The organism is Sphingobacteriia bacterium (assembly GCA_017304685.1).
Classification (GTDB): Bacteria; Pseudomonadota; Alphaproteobacteria; order Rickettsiales; family 33-17; genus JAFKLR01.
Window position 1 is genome coordinate 646,645 of the sequence record JAFKLR010000003.1, and the last position, 19,870, is coordinate 666,514.

Genomic DNA, 19,870 nt, shown 5'->3' on the forward strand with positions numbered 1-19,870 from the left:
TTTATTAACAAACAGTATACAAAGATCAACACGTTATTAAACAAATTTAAACCATTACTTTAAATGAATAAGATAGATGCACATGTTGGAAGCAAGCTAAGAGCAAGGAGAACTCTGCTTGGTATAAGCCAAGAACAATTGGGTAGTGTCACTGGCATTAGCTTTCAGCAAGTACAAAAATATGAAAAAGGTCTTAACAGAATTGGCGCCAGCAGATTATATGAATTTGCTAAAGCGTTAAGCGTAGAAGTCGCATATTTTTTTGATGGTTTTGAAGATAACAACTCTCAAAAGCCTAATAGTTTAGGCTCCAATACGCAAATGGGATTTTCTGATAATGATTCAGAATTTAAGTATGATACTAATATACAAATTAATTCTAAAGAAATTATGACTCTTGTAAGAGCTTACACTTCAATTAAAGATAATAAATTACGCAAAAAGATTTTTTCTTTAATTATTACCATCACTAAAAATGCTTTAGAAGAAGAATAGACATTATTTTACTTTATTTTAAAGTATTATAATTATATATTTTATTTCATTATTAATAATATATATATATTTACATGAAAAAAATTGGTGTAATTGCAGGCGATGGTAGCATACCTTTAACGCTTATAAATAATTTACGTAGTCAAAATATTATGCCTTTTGTAATCTCTCTTACGTATGGCAATTTATTATATTGTATTTTGAATTCAATCCCGCATTTGAAGTGCTCAATTGGTGAGTTAAGTAAAGCTATTGAGTTTTTAAAAATTAATTCTATAAAAGAAATAATAATTATTGGTAAAGTATTTAGACCTAATTTTTCATTATTAAAACCTGATAAAGAAGCTAAAAAATTACTTACAAAGATTATCGAAAACAAAGGTGGAGATAATAAAATATTAAGTACAGTTATTAATTTTTTAGAAAATGAACATGATTTACAAATTATACCTGCTCATGAATTCTTGAAAGAATTATTATTAAGCAATGACATCAAAAGTGAAACCGACTCTAATATCAAAGTTGATATAAGTATAGGAATAAATTATTTAAACAAGGCTAGTGAATTTGATATAGGTCAGGCAGTAGTTGTTAGAGATCAGCAAATCATTGCTATTGAAGCTTTAGAAGGCACAGACGAAATGTTAAAACGTTGTGTTAATTTGAATAAAAAGCATAAATATGGCGGCGTTTTGGTTAAAATGCCTAAACAAAATCAGAATATTAAAATTGATCTACCAACAATTGGATTAAATACTTTAAAACTAGCAGATAAAGCAAATTTGAATAGCATTGCTATTCAAAAAAATAAATGCTTCGTAGTTGATAAAGATAAAATTGAAGAATTTATTAGTGATAAAAAATTAAGTTTAATAGTATTTTAATTAATCATTCTATTAAAGTGTTATTAGAAATATATAAAACTTTTATACAATAAATTATAATAGTTTAGTAATTATTGATATCTTTCAACATGAAGCGTTGAGCTATTATCTTGTAGTTTTTCAAATTTTGCTCTAAGACAATGAGGAAATACCTTTGAAACTCGTTCAAAACAAATTCGTTGCGCAAATTCTCTTACTTTTTTATTAATTTCTAGGGTAGTTGAACCTGCATTCAATTCCTTTTCAATTAATAATGTTGAGTATGCTAACTCTTGTTTTAAGTTAGAACTTAAGAATTTTGCTTCATTAGTAATTTCTGATATTTCTTTCAAAACATTTAAAAATAAATGTCCTAAAAGTTGATATTTGTTTTTTATTTCTTTTTTATTAATTTTTTCCTTTCCTTCAACAATAATTTTGTAAGCTGCTATCAATTTTGCAATATCTAACTTATTTTGAAACAACATATACTCAAATGGTTCCGGCATTTCTTTAATTTTTTCAGTGCCATTAATAGGATATGTGTAAGTATTTAAATGAACACCGCTTTCTAATAAAAATTTTGCAACCTCAACTGATTTTACAAAATAAAGAGGCTTTAAAAAACTTACATAATGTTTTAGATTAACATTTTCCTCACTTAAAATTGCTTTCACAAGGTCTAAATTATCTACTTTTACAGCTTCTATTAAAGCATTGGTTCCTTCAAATTTATCATTGGAAGTTTTGGTAAAGGGTGAAGCGTTTACATAAACTTTTGAGGCACCTTTTTTTAATAATGACTTTGCTAATTTGAGATTATTATTTGCTGTAGCGTCAATTAGAGCTTTATTATTTTCTCTTAATGTCTCATAACTTAAGTTATCACCTTTTGACATATAATAAACCATTGTAATTAAAGCATTAAGCATATAATAATACATAATTACAATGATGTAAACTTCTTTATTATTATTACTTTATGATTATATATTTAACAATAAGACATAAACTTAATATTCAATTATAAATAATGTAAAACTTTAAGTTACTATTTCTTATAAGATTTTTGATTAGTAAGCATTTAATATTTCAAATGCTTACCATTAGAACATTAATAATTGCATGTTGCATTATGAATAAAATACTCTATCCACACATAAGGCGATAGCAATTAATACTATATTTAATATTCCTATCATTTTACTTATAAATTTATGCGAATAACCTTTTTTAACCATAATTTGAAAAAAATGTTTGGAATGAGCTTCCCAAAATTTTTCACCGTTAAATATACGTTTTAAAAGTGTGATAGTAGCATCTGTTAAATAATATAGGCACATAATGAATATTGGCCAAAAATACCCTTTATACCCAAGGTCTAAAGCTATAAAACCAACTATGTACCCTAATGAAATACTCCCAACATCGCCTAAAAATATCTTTGAAGGTGGCCAGTTAAACTTTAAGAAAGCTAACGTAGAGCCTACAACAATTGCTGCTAAATATATATTATTTAAATTTTCATTATGCAAATATGAAAGAATACTTATTCCTGTAAGAACTGTAAGTGTATTAATGCTTGAAATTCCATCAATACCATCCATAAAATTATAAAGATTGATAAAATATACATAAGCAAAAATAATTCCTGCTCTTTCAATTGCAACAGGTACAAATTTAGGAACTACTAAATGTATAGGTGGAAAAAAGTAATATACTGTAAAAGTTGCAACAGAAATGTGAATTAATAACCTAATGTAAAACACTATTGATTTAATATCATCTAAAAAAGAAATTAAAGCGAGCAACATTAAACAAGTACAAAAAACAAGCGTATTTGTAAAATTTGGAATATAATAATAATTTACCAAAGGCCAAAGTAAAAAAACGCAAAAAACTATAGCAAGCCCTCCACCTCTCGGAGTTGGACTCACATGATTACTTCTATCAACAGGTATATCAATAACCTTTTTTCTTTTTAAAAACTTTATTAAATAAAAAACTGCCCAAAATGAAATTATGAAAGAAATTAACAATAAACTAATAGCTAGCTCATACATCATTTATTTACTTTCTCCCAAATAATTTCTCAATATCATTTAATTTTAGCTTTATATACGTTGGTCTTCCGTGATTACATTGAGCCGAGAGAGGCGTTCTTTCAATATCTCTTAGAAGTTGATTCATTTCAGGAATACTTAAGCTTTGACCTGCTCTAATACTTAAATGACAAGCTAATGTCTCATAAAAATGCTCAAATGCTTTTTCAAGTGAAGTAATATTTCCCATTTCTTCAATATCTTCGGCGATATCTTTTACTAAATTTGCAAAATTCGCTTTAGTAAATTCTGCTGGCACTTCATGAATAGCTATTATCTCATCGCTAACTATTTCTAACGATAATCCAAGGTTCTTTATGGCATCTAAATTATCATTTAAAAGATGAATATATTTACTTTGCAATTTCACTTCAATAGGAAGCAATAATTTTTGCCTTTTTATGCCACCTTCCTGCAATTGAACTTTATATTTCTCGTATAATATTCTTTCATGAGCCGCATGTATATCAACAATGATAAAGCAATCTTCTGCTTCACTGATTAAATAAGTATTATTTAACTGACACTTAGCAAGGCCTAAAGGATAATTATGGGTAAAAATTGATATTTTTTGCTGTTCTGATATTGGCGGCTGTACGTAAGGTGAAAATATATCTTGTTCTATAGGCATTTTTTCAATTACCATTACATCACTATCCTTTTTTTGCTCTAAAACATTAACAAGTGTAGGTGTGACTTGTGTAATTACAGGAGCATCGGTAAAATTATTTGTCTGAGATTCATTAAAATTTAATTGTTGAGACGAAGTATTGTTTACATTTGTAGAAGTAAAATAACTACCTTGATAATTATTATTTGAAAATTTTATTGGCTTAGGAAATTCTGGCACATTGCTTTCTAAATAATTAAATAAATCATTAGAAAGAGTTGTTGAACTTCTATTTCCACTTTGTTTTAAAGCTTCCCTTACAGTATTAATAAGAATTTTCTTTATTAAATTTATATCTCTAAACCTTATTTCCGTTTTTGCAGGATGCACATTTACATCGATTTCACTATAAGGTAATTCTAAAAATATAACGACACTTGGATATCTATCACTTGCAAGCACATCTTGATATGCAATTTTTATTGCTGTATGTAAATTTTTATCTTTAATAGGCCTTCTATTTACATAAAAATACTGGTCGCTGCTCGTTCTTTTATTAAATGTCGGTAAAGAGATATATCCTGAGATTTTTATAGCTTCTATATCATTTTCAAAATGTATAGAATTATCTGAAAAATCTTTTCCTAAAACGTCTGTTAATCTATCTAATAGACTTAAATTATCTTTACTATCAAAAATAACTCGATTATCGCTTATTAACTTAAAAGCAATATGAGGGTTTGCTATAGCAATTTTATAAACAATTTCATATATACTTTGAGCTTCAGCTTTATCGGTTTTTAAAAATTTTAATCTTGCAGGGACTGCAAAAAATAAGTCTCTAACCTCAATATAAGTACCTATTGGCGAAGAACATGATTTAATTTCTTTTACCACTCCTCCTTCCACAGATAAATTGTTACCAAATTCTTCAGATCTAAGCCTTGAAGTTATAGAAACTCTTGAAACAGAAGCGATAGAAGGTAAAGCTTCCCCTCTAAAGCCAAAATGTAAAATTTTATGAATATCACTTTCATCAAGCTTTGAAGTTGCATGTCTTTCAATAGAAAGTAATAAATCTTCCTTAGACATTCCAATGCCATTATCCTTAATCGCAATAAGGTTTTTTCCACCACTTTCGATATTGATTTCTATTTTTGTAGCTTCAGCATCTATTGAATTCTCTATTAATTCTTTAACAACAGAGAAAGGTCTATCAACCACCTCACCTGCAGCTATAAGGTTAATAATATGAGAGGATAATATTTTTATTTTAGACATTACTTACCAAATATCTTATCCCAAACTGTCTTTTCCTTTTTTCTGCTAGCAATTTCGCCTTCAGTAATAGGTTTATTATCCTTTAGATTTCTTTCAATCCTTTTATTTTCTTCAACTGGACTTACAACTTCAGTTTTATCATTTTCTCTTCTTGCAATACCTTTAAGCTTATTAAACATTCCTGCGTTTTTTGTATAATCGATATGTTTTTGTTCATACAACATTACATCCCTGATATCAGGATTTTTTATTGGTAAATTAAGTTTATTTAAAAAAGATTTTTCACTTTCTGAAAATGAATTAACAGCAAATTCTGAAACTTCTGGCTTATTAATGTTAAAATTATAAGCATCAACAGGATATTGAGGGGGAATAAGGTCGAATTCAGGTGGAATGGTTAAGTCAGGCTGTGAAATCACCTTAAATTCGTCAGGAACTTCCCTTACTAAACCTAAATCTCTTCTTAAACTAGTAGAACAACTAGTAATTAAACAAATTGCACTAATAACAATCAAAACTCTCATTTTCTAACCTCAAATCTACACTTCAGTATTCTTTGTTTTTTTATTCCAAAAAAGATCATATAGGAGAATTATAAAAACACCAATAAAAATCCAAGAATCAGCTAAATTAAAGGCCGGCCAATGATACTCTCTATAATGAAAGTCTAAGAAATCTGCAACTGACCCATTTATAATTCTATCAATAACATTCCCTAATGCTCCACCTACAATTCCTGCAGTTGCTATTGTTAAAATCAATTTATTTTCTTTAATCATATTCCATATTAAATAAGCACTTATAATTAGAGCCAAAAGGGTAAAAATAATTTTTCCATATTCAGGGTTTTGGAACATTCCAAAACTAATGCCATGATTATTAACAGTTACTAAATTTAAAATTGGTAAAACTTCAACCATATTTCCCTTAGATTTTACATATTCAAAAGCAAGCTTTTTAGTATACAAATCCAGAAATGCAGTTACTATTATTATCGTAATAAAAACAATCCAATCTCTTAATTTAAGTTTTAACATAAACTCATCCTTATTTTTAAAATTAGTTTTTATTTTATTAAGTCTTTAGTGTCAATAAATAGAAGATGAAATCTTATTTATTTAAGGTTATAAAATATATTTTTTAACCATTTTTATTGCCTTTTAAGATAAGAAATGTTACGTTAATCATTAAAAAACAGTGAGGGAAATCGTGGCTAGTGATTTTAATGAAAAAGAATTTAAAGAATGTCTAAGTCACTATTCAACTGGTATTGTAATCGTTACTACAAAATATGAAGATAATTTATATGGCTTAACAGTTAATTCTTTTACTTCTGTTTCTCTTAAACCTCCTTTAATTCTCTTTTGTATAGACAAAAGCGCAAGCTCACTTGATGCTTTTTTAAAATCTGATTCCTTTGCAATATCAATTCTTTCTTCGTCGCAGCACGAAATTGCTCAAAAATTTGCAAATTCAAATAATGAAAAATGGAAAAGCGTTAAATATGTTTTTGGCGCAACGGGTTCTCCTATTATACTTCCTAATCTCTCTTTTATGGAATGTGAAAAGTTTGCTACCTATGAAGCTGGTGACCATTATATAATTATTGGTAAAGTTATTACTCTTGAAGTTGAAAAAAGCGAAAAAAAGAATCCTCTTATATATTTCCGTGGTATGTACCATCATTCACCAGAAGCCATTTAATTTTAAGGAGTTTGTATGAATATTATCGTAATTGGTGCAAGTGGCAAAACAGGTAGCCAAATAGTCGATTTTATTTATAAAAGTGAAAAACACAAACTTGTAGGTCTTATAGTTAGTGATAAAAGTGATTTTTTAAATAAAACCCATGAATCGGGCATTCCATATTCTTCTAAATTAGAAAACTACATTAAAAATGCTAATATTATTATTGATTTCTCTAAACCTGAATCAACGTTAAAGCATATTGAAACTATTGCAAAATTTAACAAACCTTTAGTTATTGGTACTACTGGAATTAATGAGAATAGTATGGAAATGATAAGGGAATACAGTAAAAAAATCCCTATTCTTTATTCTTCAAACTTTTCACTAGGAGTTAATTTGCTTAAGGAAGCTTTACAATTTATTTGTAAAAAGCTTGATAATGACTTTGATATTGAAATTATTGAAGCTCATCATAGACATAAAATTGATGCACCTTCTGGCACTTCGTTAAGCCTTGCGAATTCTATTATTGAAGTTATGCCTAATAAAAAAATTATTACAAATGAAAGATTTAACCCGCATAAGCGTGAAGCTAATGAAATTGGAATGGCGGTTGTTCGCGGTGGTAATGTATTCGGTGAGCATGAAGTTCGTTTCATTGGTGACGACGAAGAAATTTTCATAGGCCACACCGCATTTAACCGTAAAACCTTTGCAAAAGGCTCATTAATGGCCGCAGAATGGCTTATAAATCAACCTTTTGGGTTTTATAAATTTAAAAATATACTTTAAAATCCTCTTTCATTCTTTAAAAAACAAGCACTTAAATTAAAACACATTAAATTTTAGTTAATTAATTAATATTTATGCTATAATTAGTAATATATGAAGAAAGTCAAATATTACTAAGGAGCGTAAGCCATGCAAGATAAAAAAAGAAGTTATTTTGAATTGTTTGTAAATGATTATATGTTAAATAATATGATTGAACCTCATTTAAAACTGCATCACTATTACCTTGGTAATACCAAGGTTACACCTAAAGAATTTTTTGATAAAACAGAAAGCATAGATATGTCGTTTGATATACAGATAAAAGATTCTAACGGACAACCTCAAGCAATAACTAATCCAAGTTTTGAAGAATATAAACAATATATACCAGAATTCTTGAATACATTTAAAATAAAGAATCAAAAAGATTTAGATAATTTTAAAGATTTTGGAAAAAAAATAAATGAGTTGAAAAAGAAAGGTTTGAAATATGATGAAATTAAAAAGCATTTAGTAGAAGAAGAATTTAAAGCAATTCATAATGATTACCAAAAAATTGCAGCTAAGGGAGACGCAGCTTCTGCTCAAGAAATTAAAGACTTAGCTAATAGATTCTGTAAGTTTATGAAAGTTTGTAGCGGAAGATATAAGAACGAATTGTATCAAACAGATCAAAGTTTATCACTTGAAGATAGATTTGCCGATATAGATTTAGGCATGGTTCCTAAAGAAAAAATCTTATTAGATAAAATTAATAAGATTGAAGGGCAATTTAAAGAAGACTCAGCTAAACTTAATCAAAGAATACAAATAAATGAGAAAAGCGGCACTTCTTTTGGAGATTTCTTTGTAAAAATGTTTAGAGCCATTTTTGGTTTAAAAACTTTAACTTCAAAAGAATCAAAAAGAATAAAATTACAAAATGAAGCTATGGAATTAACTAAATCTGTACAAGCTAAATTTGAAAAAGCTTTTGATGAAATTACTAAACGTGAAGAAGAATTACAAACACATCCATACAGCATATTCTTCGATGCAGCAAAAAACTTAGATGAAATGTCAATGGAAGTAGGTGAAGGTGTGTTCAAACTTCTAGAATCAGAAGTTGGTAAACAAGCAAATGAGCTTTCAAAGAAAAATGCTAAAAAAGAAGCTAATTATTATCAAAATAAAATTAAAAGTCATACCTCTCCGGTTGAATATGATAAAGATGTAAGCACTATGCAAGATTTCTTTTTTGGACAAAAGAAAACTGTTAAAACTACTGAATTTTCTAACGACCAATTCGGTAAACAAATAAAAGATTTCGGTGAAGGGAAAGAAGCTTTGGAAAGAAAGAAACAAGAACTTATGACTAAATACAAAGTTGGTCAGAAAAAAGGTATGGCTCGCGGTGATGATTAATAATACGAGATCATAACTTAAAATAATAAAGAGCAAATTGTATATCTTTTATAGTTTGCTCTTTTAATTCTTTAAGCGAATCAAATAACATTTCAGGACGAATAAACTGCTCAATTTCAATTTTTACTTCTTTTTTATATAAATCTTCAACTGTTTTATCTAAAATATGAATTTTACACAATTCTTTGTTTAACTTTATTTGATTTATAGGAAGTCCGTAATGAATAATTGCAGGAAGTTTTTTATCTTGGCCTTTAATTTCAACTTTTCCTAAATAAATACCGTATCTTAAAGCTAAATTATCAATATTGTTTAAATTTACTGTTTTAACTTCCAATTCATCATCAAAATTATTCTTTTCTTTAACCACTCCGCTTATAGAATAATTATTACCTAAAAGGTTATTAACTTCTTGAATCTGCCCTAAGCTCAGATATTGCCTAAGTGTTGTTGATGAACAAATTTGGTTTTTCACAGTGATTTTCTCTATCACATCCAAATAAAAGCCATAATATGTAGCCATTGTAGAAAGAAAATCTATGTTTCCTCTCCTGCCCTTACCAAATACAAAATCATAACCCACTACTAAATGTAACACTTTAAGTTTTTCAACTAGGATCTTTTGTATAAAATCTTCTGCACTAATACTTGCAAACTTATTATTAAAGCGTTGAGCAAGTATAAAACTAGGTTTAAACTCTTTAAGCTTATTTATCTTTTCACGCAAACACAAAACTCGCTTATGAGTATGTTTTCCTCTCATACAAATGTTTGGATGTGGTTCAAAAGTAATGATAATAAAGGGTAATCCTTTTTCTTCAGCAAATCTTTGTGCTTTAGATAAAACCTGTTTATGGCCATAATGTATACCGTCAAAATTTCCGATAGCAATTACGGTATCATTATTTATTAACTTAGAAACAGATTCATAATCTCTATATAGCATCTAATTCTAACTATTTACCGTTTGAGCCTTGGTAAATCTTAGATTAAGAAGTACAGGAGCAGAAATGAAAATTGAAGAATATGTACCAATTAAAATACCAAAGAACATCGCAAAACTAAAACTTTTTACAACTTCACCACCAAATAATATAAGCGATAAATTTGCAAGAAGTGTTGTAGCAACAGTTAAAGTAGTTCTCGAAAGGGTATCATTAATACTTCTATTGATAATTTCAGGAAATGGAGTTTTAAAATATTTATGTTTATTATCTCTAATACGATCATATATTACTACTGCATCATTAACCGAATATCCGATTATTGTAAGAATTGCAGCAATTGAAGTTAAGTTAAATTCAAGACCTGTTAAACTATAAAAGCCCATAGTAGCAATTGCATCATGAATAAGCCCTAAAATAGCACCTATGCTATATTCTAAATCAAAACGGTTCCATAAATAAATTAAAATCCCTATAAAAGCCATAATTGTTGCTATAAATCCATTTTTTATTAACTCTGAACCAACTTTTGGGCCAACATAATCAATTTTTCTAAAATCAACATTTTTATACTTTTCCAGCATCATCTGTTTAATATCGGCAACAATTTTTTGCTGATTACCTTCTTTTTCTGTAGCTCCAACATTTATTACTACATCTTGTGGTGAAGAAGAATTGTAAATTGAAACATCTTTAACATTTAAATCACTTAAATTCTCTCTAAGGTTTCCTACGCTAAAATCTTTATCACTAATTTTCGCTTCAATTATTATTCCACCAGCGAAATCAATACCTAAATTTAAACCTTTAGTAAGCAATAACAAAATAGTAGAAATAACAATAAAGGCTGAAACAAAGTAATTAATATATCTATATTTTATAAAATTAATTTTTGTAGTATCTGGGATTAAACGTAGTGGAAATAATTGCATAAAATTACTCTAATTACTTTGTTGTGAATCAAATTTATTTACTTCTGTTATATATATTCTTAATACTTCAAAGGTAATAGCAAAGAAAATTGCTAAATACAAGCTCGACCTTGCAATTGTAACACCAATACCATTAAAAATTAATGAAATTCCTAATAAAGTAATTGTAGCTAAAGCAAGTACTCTAAAGGATTTATATTTATAAATAAGTTTTCCAAGTTTTCTTGAAAGAAATGTCATTATTATTACTGTCACTATTATTGCAATAACAACTAAATACATATAATCAGTAACTGCAATAGCAGCCATTATTGAATCAAATGAAAGTACAAGATCAATAAATACTATTTGCAAGATCACCCCTTTAAAATCGCTTTTAACTTTAACAATTTTAGGATTATTAATAGTTTTCTTAAGGTCATAAAGCTCGCTAAAGCCTTTAATAGTTAAAAATCCACCTCCTAAAATCATTAAAATTGAGGATAGTGAAATAGGCTGATTAAAAATAATAAATAAAGGCTTAGTTAAGTTTTTTATATAAAATGCAATAAATAAGGTAATTATCCTACAAAACATTGCTATTGTTAAACCTATATTTCTTGCTCTTTCACGATCAATTGTATTTAAATTGTGAACTGCAACAACTATAAAAACTAGGTTATCAATACCTAAAATAATTTCTATCCCTAAAATAGTGATAAAACTTAAAAAATTTTCAATGGTAAGAATCTCCATACTAAAATATACTACCAATAATTTTATATTTAGATTATATATCTTTAACGTGAGAAATTAATTTTGTCTATTGAGTTTTATGGATATTGACACATCAAATTTACTTGAGAACTTAAACCCTAAGCAACTTGAGGCTATCACTACAATTGATGGCCCTCTTCTTGTTTTAGCAGGTGCAGGAACTGGTAAAACTAAAGTTTTAACTACACGAATTGCCAATATTATTGATAAAAGGCTAGCCTTTCCAAATCAAATTTTGGCCGTAACATTTACAAATAAAGCTGCTAATGAAATGAAACATAGAATAGCGCAATTTGTTTCTGTAGATGGCCTTTGGATTGGAACATTTCACTCAATATGCGCAAAAATCCTTAGAATTCATGCCTCAAATATTGGCTTAAATACTGATTTTAATATTATTGATGCCGACGATCAAATTAGGCTTATTAAAAATATTATGGAGCAAATCCATGTTGACCCAAAAAAACATAATCCCAAATCAATTTTATGGATAATTAATTCATGGAAAGATGCAGCTTTAAACCCTAATGAAGTTGTACTTGATAAATATAATAGCTCAAATGCAAATCATAGAATTGCAATGCAGATTTATAAGCTATATCAAAATAAGCTTTTTATTTCAAATTCAGTAGATTTTGGAGATTTACTTCTTTACGTTGTAAATCTTTTTAAAAATAATTCAGAAATTTTAGAACATTATCAAAGTAAATTCAAATATATCCATGTAGATGAATATCAAGATACAAATCTTGCCCAATATATTCTTATAAAAATGCTAGCTGAAAGAACCCAAAATATTTGTTGTGTTGGTGATGATGACCAATCAATTTATGGTTGGAGGGGCGCAGAAGTTGATAATATTCTTAAGTTTTCTGAATATTACCCGAAAGCAAAACTTATTAGACTTGAACAAAATTATAGATCTACACAAAACATTCTCGCAGCCGCTTCAGAAATTATTGCAAATAATAAAAACCGTTTAGGCAAAACTTTATGGTCTGAAGGCAATGTCGGTGAAAAAATATTTGTAGCAAATTTATGGAATGACCAAGAAGAAGCCGATTTTTGTAGTAAAATTAGTAAGCATTTAATATATAATGGTCACGAATATTCTCATGCCGCAGTTCTTGTTCGTGCAGGTTTCCAAACAAGGTCTTTCGAGGAAAGCTTTGTTCGCAACTCAATTCCATATAAAGTGATTGGTGGACTTAAATTCTATGAAAGGTTAGAAATTAAGGATGCTTTGGCTTATATTCGTGTAACCATAAATAATAATGATGATTTAGCTTTTGAGAGAATTATTAATACACCGAAAAGAAGTATTGGAAATACTACCATTTCCCAAATTCAAAATTTTGCTCTTGTAAATAATGTCAGCCTCTTTAAAGCAAGTGAAATAATGATTAAAAATCTTATTATTACTGGTAAAACAGCTAAACAACTTGGTGATTTAATAAATTATTTTAAGAAATGGCAGCAAGAATTTGCTGAAAAAGACCATCATTTAGTAGTGGAAGATATTTTAAAGGAATCCGGCTATATTGAAATGTGGAAAAAGCAAAATTCCTTAGAAGCTCAAGGTAGACTTGATAACTTAAAAGAATTATATCGAGCTTTGCAGGAATTTAATAGTATTAGCGAATTTTTAGAACATGTAAGCCTTGTTAATGATAATAATGCTGATATTACAGGAAATTATATTAGCATCATGACTTTACACGCAGCGAAAGGGTTAGAATTTGAAGTAGTATTCCTTCCAGGATGGGAAGAAGGTATTTTTCCAAGTTTAAGAGAAGGTGACACTGCAAATGATCTTGAAGAAGAGCGACGCTTAGCTTATGTTGGGCTTACAAGAGCAAAACAAAAGGTATTTATTACCTTTGTGGCTAGAAGAAGAATTTATAATTCATGGCAAGATTCTGAACCTTCAAGATTTTTACTTGAATTACCTAAGGCAATTTGCCAAAGCTTAAATTATAATTCTATTAGTAATTTTGGGCTTAACAAACCTCAATCAACTACTGAGGTAGCCTCTCCTGAAACTTCAAGTAACACTTTAAGTAACACAAATAATGTTAACAACAACACTATAAAAATTAATCAACGTGTGTCACACAGCAAATTCGGTTTTGGTAGAGTAATTGCTATAAGCGGTGATAACGTTCAGGTAGTTTTTGAAAAGAATGGCATCAAAACAATTAAGCAAGAATTTCTTAAATTTGATTAAACTTATATAAGCTTAATTTATATAATTCGATTTTAAAGCTGGTAATTATTTAAAAGCCTTTGTATAAATAGTATAAATTAAAATTATATACTATTAATATGATGCCAGTTAAGAATTGGAACGTTGATTTTGAGAGTAATATAAATGCAAAACAACAGCCTATTTACGAAAATATTGATTTATTGAATGAAATTGCAAAAAAACTAGCCTCCTTTCAACCTATTGCAAGTTTTGATAAAATTCTAACATTAAGACAAAAATTAGCAAATTTGAATGAGGATAGTTTTATTATCCAAGGTGGGGATTGCGCTGAACCTATATTAAACGACCCTACAACCTATGGTAGAAAAACAGAAGAATTTTTTAATGAAATTACTGAAATTCTTAAAGCTAAATATAAAAAAACTATAAAAATAGCCAGAATTGCTGGCCAATTTGCAAAACCTAGATCTCAAAAATACGAAACAATTAATGGCACTACCTTTGAGGTTTATAAAGGAGATTTAATTAATGGATTCGAATTTAATAAAGAAGATAGAAAACCTGACCCGTTAAGAATGATTAAAGGTTATGAACATGCCAAAAAGATTTACGATTTAAACTTAGATTTTTATACTTCTCATGAAGGGCTACTTATTCCTTATGAAGCAAGCTTAATAAGACAAAAAGATAACCATTACTACTCTTCTTCAGGAGATTTTATTTGGATTGGTAATAAAACGCGTTTTATCAATAGTTATCATATTAAATTATTTTCAAAGGTAATTAATCCAATCGGTATTAAAATTGGACCCAGCACGACAAAAGAAGAAATTGATTTTATTGTAAATAAACTAAATCCTAATAATGAAAATAATAAATTAATATTTATCAGCAGAATGGGTGTTAAGAACATTCACAAGAAGCTCCCTAGCCTTCTTAAATATACGCAAAAAATGAATTATAATATTATTTGGATATGCGACCCACTACATGGTAACACTTATAAAGATGAAAACGATATTAAAAGAAGAAGCTTCAATGATATAATTAGTGAAGTAAAACTCTTTTTTAATATTTGTTCAGATAATAATATTTTACCTTCAGGCCTTCATTTAGAAATGACCTATGAGAATGTTAGCGAATGTGTTAAGCAAAATGAACCTAATGAAGAGCCTTATTTAAGTCTTTGCGATCCAAGATTAAATAAACATCAAACGCTTGAACTTTTAAAATCTTTATAAAAAGTAATTGATTTATTTTAGCAAATTACTTAAGTTTGATCAAAATTATAAATTATAAGGAATTTTAAATGATAAAAAATTTTGGAAATAGAAGTTTCTGCATTATTAAAAACCTTGCTAATTTTACTAAAGAATTTGTTATCGATACAAGTGATTTTATTACAGGTAAAGTCTGGGGTTTTACTAAATTAGAAGCAATAAAATTTACCTCTGCCATTAAAGCAGGATGGTACGAAGATTTAAATACTACCGATTCACCTGAAATCTCTATTAACATTAATACAAAAATAACTGAAATTGAAACCACTTATAATTAATAATTTATGAGCTTAAAAGACCTTGAAGAAGCCAATTCAAGTTTAATGGAAGAATTAGTTGAGCTCATTAAAGCACAAAATAATTATCCTAAATTGCTTGAAGAATATAGGGAAATAATAAAAGATCCCACTTTTGTTTCAAAACAAAATGAATTAGAGCCTAAATCGGATTCTTACTGGTTTCAAATTAATTATAAAGATAAAATAGTAACATTTGAATTAAAACCATCGCTAATTCCAGTTATAAACTCACCTTCTATTAATGAAAGTGATAACGAGTATTTGTTGTAATAATTAGACATAAGCCCTTGCGATGCATAATACACTAACTGAATTTGCACCTGCTTCAATTAAAATCTTAGCGCATTCATTAACTGTTGAACCGGTTGTTACTACATCATCAATTAAAAGAATATTTTTACCTTTTATTTTATTAGAAATTTTTTTATTAAATACAAAAACGTCCTTAACATTTATTTGTCTTTCAGTATATTTTAAATTATTTTGGGGTACAGTATTTTTCACTCTTTTTAAAGCATGAATAACTGGCATATTTATTAAGCGAGAAACATTCCTTGCAAGCAGATTAGATTGATTATATTTACGTTTTATAATTTTCAAATAATGTAATGGCACATAAGTCAAATAATCAAAATTTTTGAATTCGTTAGAAATCGATCTCACCATATAAGTAGAAAAGAATTTACTATAAGAGGTTTTATCAGTGTACTTAAATTTATGAACTGCCTCTTTTAAGTAATCGCCATAATAAAAGATGGCGTGCAGTTTATTATAAACAGGAGACGACTCAATACATCTTGCACATTCTATTTCTTCCCCATAATCATATTTAAGAGGTACTGCACATCTTTTACACTTATTTTTACCAACAAACTCTATTTCCTTAAAACAATCGCTACAAATGGTAAGATGATCTAAAATTATTTTTTGGCAAAATAAACATTTAGGTGGAAAAATAATATCAATAGCTTTAGAAAATATCTTAAAATAGAATTTAAAACTATCTTTAATATGCAAATCTTTGATCGAAAAAGCTTTATACTTCATAGAAAACGTGCTTTAAAAAACATTCAAAGCAATGATTATGATTTTTTGATTAAAATTGCAAATGAAAATATTAAAGATAGATTAAATGATTTTGAAACAAGAGTATTTGATAACGCTTTAAATATAGGCGCTCGATATAATTACTTTCTTGATCTTATTCCCAAAAAAATTAATAAATTAATTACAACTGAGTTTGATTATATTCTAGCCAAGCAAGCAAATTTAAATTTAGTATGCGATGATGAAGCTTTGCCATTTAAAGAAAATAGCTTTGATTTAATATTTAGCGTCTTGAATGGTCATTTTATAAATGATTTACCTGGTTTTTTAAGCCAAACTAAGAAAATCCTTAAACCTAATGGGCTTTTTATATTTATAATTTTTGGTGGTAGAACATTAGAAGAATTAAGAGAGGTTTTTCTAAATTTTGAAATGAACCATAAATCTGGAGTATCTCCTCATATTATCCCTATGATTGACATAAGAGATATGGCCGCCCTTATGCAAAGAGCGAACTTTTCTAAACCAATAGTTGATAATTTTTATATTGATATTGAGTATAATAATATTGTAAAACTAATGCACGATTTGAGATTTATGGGAGAAAGTAATTGCTTACTTAAAAAAGCAAATTACACTATAAATAAAAATGATCTGCCAATTTTAAATGAAATTTATCATAATTTACACGGAATTAATGGTAAGCTAAAAACCACCTTTGAAATAATAACAGCTACCGGATTTAAGGAGTAATAATGGAAAAGAAATACTTTGTACTTGCAAGAAAATATAGGCCTTTAAGCTTTAAGGATTTAAAAGGCCAAGATACAATGGTTAAATTCTTTGAAAGTAGCTTTGCAAACAATCGTCTTGCACATTCTTATTTATTTACAGGTATTAGAGGCGTTGGAAAAACAACAACTGCTAGAATTATTGCTAAATCTTTAAATTGTATAGGTAACGAAGGTGACATTAAATCACCCACAATAGACATTTGCGGTAAATGTATTCACTGTACTCAAATAACTGAAGATAGACACCCTGATATTTTAGAAATAGATGGCGCTAGTAAAACTGGTATTGAGGATATTCAAGATATTATAGATTTCACTAGATATGCTCCAATCTCTGCAAGATATAAAGTTATTATAATCGATGAAGTGCATATGATTTCAATTAAAGCATTTAATGCTTTACTTAAAACATTAGAAGAACCACCTGCACACGTTATTTTTATTTTTGCTACAACTGAACTTAGAAAAATTCCTATTACCATTCTTTCTCGCTGTCAAAAATTTGAACTTAGAAGACTTTCTACTGAAGAAATTAAAGAACATTTATCTAATATATGCGATAGAGAAAAAATTGAATTTGAAGAAAATGCCTTAATGATGATAGCTTCTAGTAGTGAAGGTTCGGTAAGAGATTCTTTGTCTCTTCTAGATCAAGCCATTAACCATAGCTATACTGACAAACGCTATTATATTACAGAGCAAGTAGTTCAAGAACTCATTGGCAGAACTTCTAATAAATTTATGCTTGAATTTTTAAATGAAATTTTAACTGGTAATGTAGAAAAAGTTTTTGAAAAAATTAAAGAATGTGCTCTTAAAGGTGGTGAACCTGTAAGCTTAATTGAATCATTACTTGAATTAACTCACTTTATTACTCTTAGAAAAAATGATTTAAATTCTGAAAACGCAGTTTATTTAAATGAGGATGAAAAGGCATTTGCAAATAATTTAACTGAAAGACTCTCAATGCCGGTTATAACTCGACTTTGGAATATGTTACTTAAAGGATTAGAAGAAGTTCGTAATTCACCACATGAATACATGGCTTTGGAAATGGTAATGGCACGTCTCTGTTTTGTTACCCATTACCCTACCCCAATTGATTTATTAAATAATTCTGAACCCTTAACCTTAAATGGCAATAATAATATAAAATCTACAATTTCCGCTAAAAGTGAAACAGTATCAAGCGCCGTACAGAGAACTAATATTATTCAAGCTAAGAAAGAATTTTCTTCTAATCCAACCTCCTATATCGAAATACTAGATTTATTAGCTAGTCAAAAAAATTATGATTTGCTAAACAATCTTAGGTTCTACGGTAGCTTAGTCAAATTTGATACAAATTATATTGAAATTAATTTATCAAAATTTGAGGAAGCTAATCCTGATGAAAAGCTTATTATTCACTTGCAATTACGTAAGTTTTTAAAGGATCATACTGGTGTTGATTGGGAAGTAATTAAATCAGAATCATTGGGCGATAAACCCATAGATGAACAAGAACAAATTAATTTAATGCAACAAATTGAGCATGCTAAAACTAATAAAAACATTAAAAGTTTGCTTGACAATTTGTCAGGTGCCGAGATAGTTTCTGTGAGTACCGAAGAAACAATCCAATAAATTGAAGGAGATTTAAATGAGCTTTAATATTGGAAAGATAATGAAACAAGCGCAAGAAATGCAAAAAAACATGGCGCAAATGAAAGATAAGCTAGAGCAAACCATTTATGAAGGTACTTCTGGCGGTGGAATGGCTAAAGTTACTATAAATGGTAATGGAATCATTAAATCAGTTAAACTTGATAAAAGTATTATAAATCCTGAAGATCCTGAAATGTTAGAAGATTTAGTAATGGCAGCTTTTAATGACGCTAAAAAGAAAGCTGATTCAGAAGCTGAGGGAATGTTGTCAGGCGCAATGGGTGGAATGCCTCTCCCTCCTGGAATGAAATTTCCGTTCTAGTTGAACTTTTTAACAAAGATTTTAATAATAAATATTAGTGATTTAAATCTGCAATGATTTGTTGATCGATGTTTTTTAATTTATTTTCTTCTTTAATTCTATTGTTTTCTAAAATTTCAATCTCATTAGGTTTTAATTCAAGCCGTGGAATAATATTTAAAGAAAAGCATCGATCAAATAAATTCCGACCGTTAATTGGAATACAAAATGCTGCCGTTAATAAAGACAATATTACAATTAACCCTCCTGCTATGGCAATAAAGATAATATAATCATCAACATTGATCTCATCATCTGGAACGATATCGCTCATAGAATTTCATTTTAAGTATTAGTTACCAATAATTAATACCTTAACCTTGAATTAATTTCAATTAATATTTTTTAATTCTTTACAGAATTTAATTTTTAGTGACATTTTT

22 protein-coding genes are annotated in these 19,870 nt (G+C 28.1%); 12 read left to right on the top strand and 10 right to left on the bottom strand.

Translation table 11 applies throughout. From position 1 onward, the window contains the following. Positions 1-63: 63 nt before the first annotated feature. Together J0H68_03055 and lpxI are read left to right on the top strand one after the other, a co-directional pair. Positions 64-495 (top strand): helix-turn-helix transcriptional regulator, encoded by a 432-nt coding sequence (locus J0H68_03055; protein MBN8827668.1) that lies wholly within the window; start codon positions 64-66, stop codon positions 493-495. 74 nt (positions 496-569) lie between these two features. Further along, on the top strand, positions 570-1,379 hold the full coding sequence (gene lpxI, locus J0H68_03060) for a UDP-2,3-diacylglucosamine diphosphatase LpxI (protein MBN8827669.1): 810 nt from the start codon (positions 570-572) through the stop codon (positions 1,377-1,379). Between the two features lie 71 nt (positions 1,380-1,450). Here lpxI and J0H68_03065 read toward each other — a convergent pair whose 3' ends face one another. From J0H68_03065 to lspA, 5 genes are all read right to left on the bottom strand, one after another. Continuing rightward, positions 1,451-2,257 carry a hypothetical protein gene (locus J0H68_03065; protein ID MBN8827670.1) on the bottom strand — a complete coding sequence of 269 codons (807 nt, stop codon included), beginning with the start codon at positions 2,255-2,257 and terminating at the stop codon, positions 1,451-1,453. 234 nt (positions 2,258-2,491) lie between these two features. Then, positions 2,492-3,424, bottom strand: a complete 933-nt coding sequence (locus J0H68_03070) for a glycosyltransferase family 4 protein (protein MBN8827671.1) — start codon at positions 3,422-3,424, stop codon at positions 2,492-2,494. A gap of 4 nt (positions 3,425-3,428) precedes the next feature. Beyond that, entirely contained in the window at positions 3,429-5,351 is a 1,923-nt protein-coding gene (mutL, locus tag J0H68_03075) for a DNA mismatch repair endonuclease MutL (GenBank protein MBN8827672.1), read from the bottom strand. Next, complete coding sequence (locus J0H68_03080) at positions 5,351-5,875, bottom strand: DUF3035 domain-containing protein (GenBank protein ID MBN8827673.1); 525 nt, start codon at positions 5,873-5,875, stop codon at positions 5,351-5,353. Before J0H68_03080 ends, mutL begins: the two co-directional genes overlap by 1 nt. 15 nt (positions 5,876-5,890) lie before the next feature. Continuing rightward, complete coding sequence (gene lspA / locus J0H68_03085; protein MBN8827674.1) at positions 5,891-6,388, bottom strand: signal peptidase II; 498 nt, start codon at positions 6,386-6,388, stop codon at positions 5,891-5,893. Positions 6,389-6,560: 172 nt separating this feature from the next. Between lspA and J0H68_03090 the strand changes: the two genes are divergently transcribed. The 3 genes from J0H68_03090 (at position 6,561) to J0H68_03100 (ending at position 9,218) form a co-directional block, all read left to right on the top strand. After that, complete coding sequence (locus J0H68_03090) at positions 6,561-7,055, top strand: flavin reductase (protein ID MBN8827675.1); 495 nt, start codon at positions 6,561-6,563, stop codon at positions 7,053-7,055. A 15-nt stretch (positions 7,056-7,070) separates the two neighbouring features. Beyond that, positions 7,071-7,832: a 4-hydroxy-tetrahydrodipicolinate reductase gene (locus J0H68_03095; protein MBN8827676.1), complete on the top strand. Its 762-nt coding sequence runs from the start codon at positions 7,071-7,073 to the stop codon at positions 7,830-7,832. 129 nt (positions 7,833-7,961) lie between these two features. After that, positions 7,962-9,218, top strand: coding sequence for a hypothetical protein (locus J0H68_03100; protein MBN8827677.1), 1,257 nt, complete (start codon positions 7,962-7,964; stop codon positions 9,216-9,218). Positions 9,219-9,228: 10 nt separating this feature from the next. On the opposite strand, the gene ribF is transcribed toward J0H68_03100, so the two are convergent. From ribF to J0H68_03115, 3 genes are read right to left on the bottom strand one after another with little or no spacing between them, the layout of a single operon-like run. Then, positions 9,229-10,164, bottom strand: a complete 936-nt coding sequence (ribF, locus tag J0H68_03105) for a riboflavin biosynthesis protein RibF (protein ID MBN8827678.1) — start codon at positions 10,162-10,164, stop codon at positions 9,229-9,231. Positions 10,165-10,170: 6 nt separating this feature from the next. Further along, positions 10,171-11,094 carry a protein translocase subunit SecF gene (gene secF, locus J0H68_03110; protein ID MBN8827679.1) on the bottom strand — a complete coding sequence of 308 codons (924 nt, stop codon included), beginning with the start codon at positions 11,092-11,094 and terminating at the stop codon, positions 10,171-10,173. Between the two features lie 9 nt (positions 11,095-11,103). Beyond that, a complete protein-coding gene (locus J0H68_03115) occupies positions 11,104-11,829 on the bottom strand; it encodes a hypothetical protein (GenBank protein MBN8827680.1) in 726 nt (241 codons plus the stop codon). Positions 11,830-11,908: 79 nt separating this feature from the next. Here J0H68_03115 and J0H68_03120 point away from each other — a divergent pair, with 79 nt between their 5' ends. The 4 genes from J0H68_03120 (at position 11,909) to J0H68_03135 (ending at position 15,908) form a co-directional block, all read left to right on the top strand. Further along, positions 11,909-14,077, top strand: a complete 2,169-nt coding sequence (locus J0H68_03120) for a UvrD-helicase domain-containing protein (protein ID MBN8827681.1) — start codon at positions 11,909-11,911, stop codon at positions 14,075-14,077. 98 nt (positions 14,078-14,175) lie between these two features. Further along, positions 14,176-15,300 (top strand): 3-deoxy-7-phosphoheptulonate synthase, encoded by a 1,125-nt coding sequence (locus J0H68_03125; protein MBN8827682.1) that lies wholly within the window; start codon positions 14,176-14,178, stop codon positions 15,298-15,300. Between the two features lie 68 nt (positions 15,301-15,368). Then, positions 15,369-15,617, top strand: a complete 249-nt coding sequence (locus J0H68_03130) for a hypothetical protein (GenBank protein ID MBN8827683.1) — start codon at positions 15,369-15,371, stop codon at positions 15,615-15,617. 6 nt (positions 15,618-15,623) lie between these two features. After that, positions 15,624-15,908 carry a hypothetical protein gene (locus J0H68_03135; GenBank protein ID MBN8827684.1) on the top strand — a complete coding sequence of 95 codons (285 nt, stop codon included), beginning with the start codon at positions 15,624-15,626 and terminating at the stop codon, positions 15,906-15,908. A 3-nt stretch (positions 15,909-15,911) separates the two neighbouring features. Here the strand turns inward: J0H68_03135 and J0H68_03140 are convergent, their stop codons facing one another. Then, positions 15,912-16,685, bottom strand: a complete 774-nt coding sequence (locus tag J0H68_03140; GenBank protein MBN8827685.1) for a ComF family protein — start codon at positions 16,683-16,685, stop codon at positions 15,912-15,914. Between J0H68_03140 and J0H68_03145 the strand changes: the two genes are divergently transcribed. The 3 genes from J0H68_03145 to J0H68_03155 are packed head-to-tail and all read left to right on the top strand — an operon-like array spanning position 16,650 to position 19,448. Beyond that, positions 16,650-17,438 carry a methyltransferase domain-containing protein gene (locus J0H68_03145; GenBank protein MBN8827686.1) on the top strand — a complete coding sequence of 263 codons (789 nt, stop codon included), beginning with the start codon at positions 16,650-16,652 and terminating at the stop codon, positions 17,436-17,438. The genes J0H68_03140 and J0H68_03145 overlap by 36 nt on opposite strands. 2 nt (positions 17,439-17,440) lie before the next feature. Next, positions 17,441-19,105, top strand: a complete 1,665-nt coding sequence (gene dnaX / locus J0H68_03150) for a DNA polymerase III subunit gamma/tau (protein ID MBN8827687.1) — start codon at positions 17,441-17,443, stop codon at positions 19,103-19,105. A 16-nt stretch (positions 19,106-19,121) separates the two neighbouring features. Continuing rightward, complete coding sequence (locus tag J0H68_03155) at positions 19,122-19,448, top strand: YbaB/EbfC family nucleoid-associated protein (GenBank protein MBN8827688.1); 327 nt, start codon at positions 19,122-19,124, stop codon at positions 19,446-19,448. A 34-nt stretch (positions 19,449-19,482) separates the two neighbouring features. On the opposite strand, the gene J0H68_03160 is transcribed toward J0H68_03155, so the two are convergent. Beyond that, positions 19,483-19,761: a hypothetical protein gene (locus J0H68_03160; protein MBN8827689.1), complete on the bottom strand. Its 279-nt coding sequence runs from the start codon at positions 19,759-19,761 to the stop codon at positions 19,483-19,485. Positions 19,762-19,870: the final 109 nt, after the last annotated feature.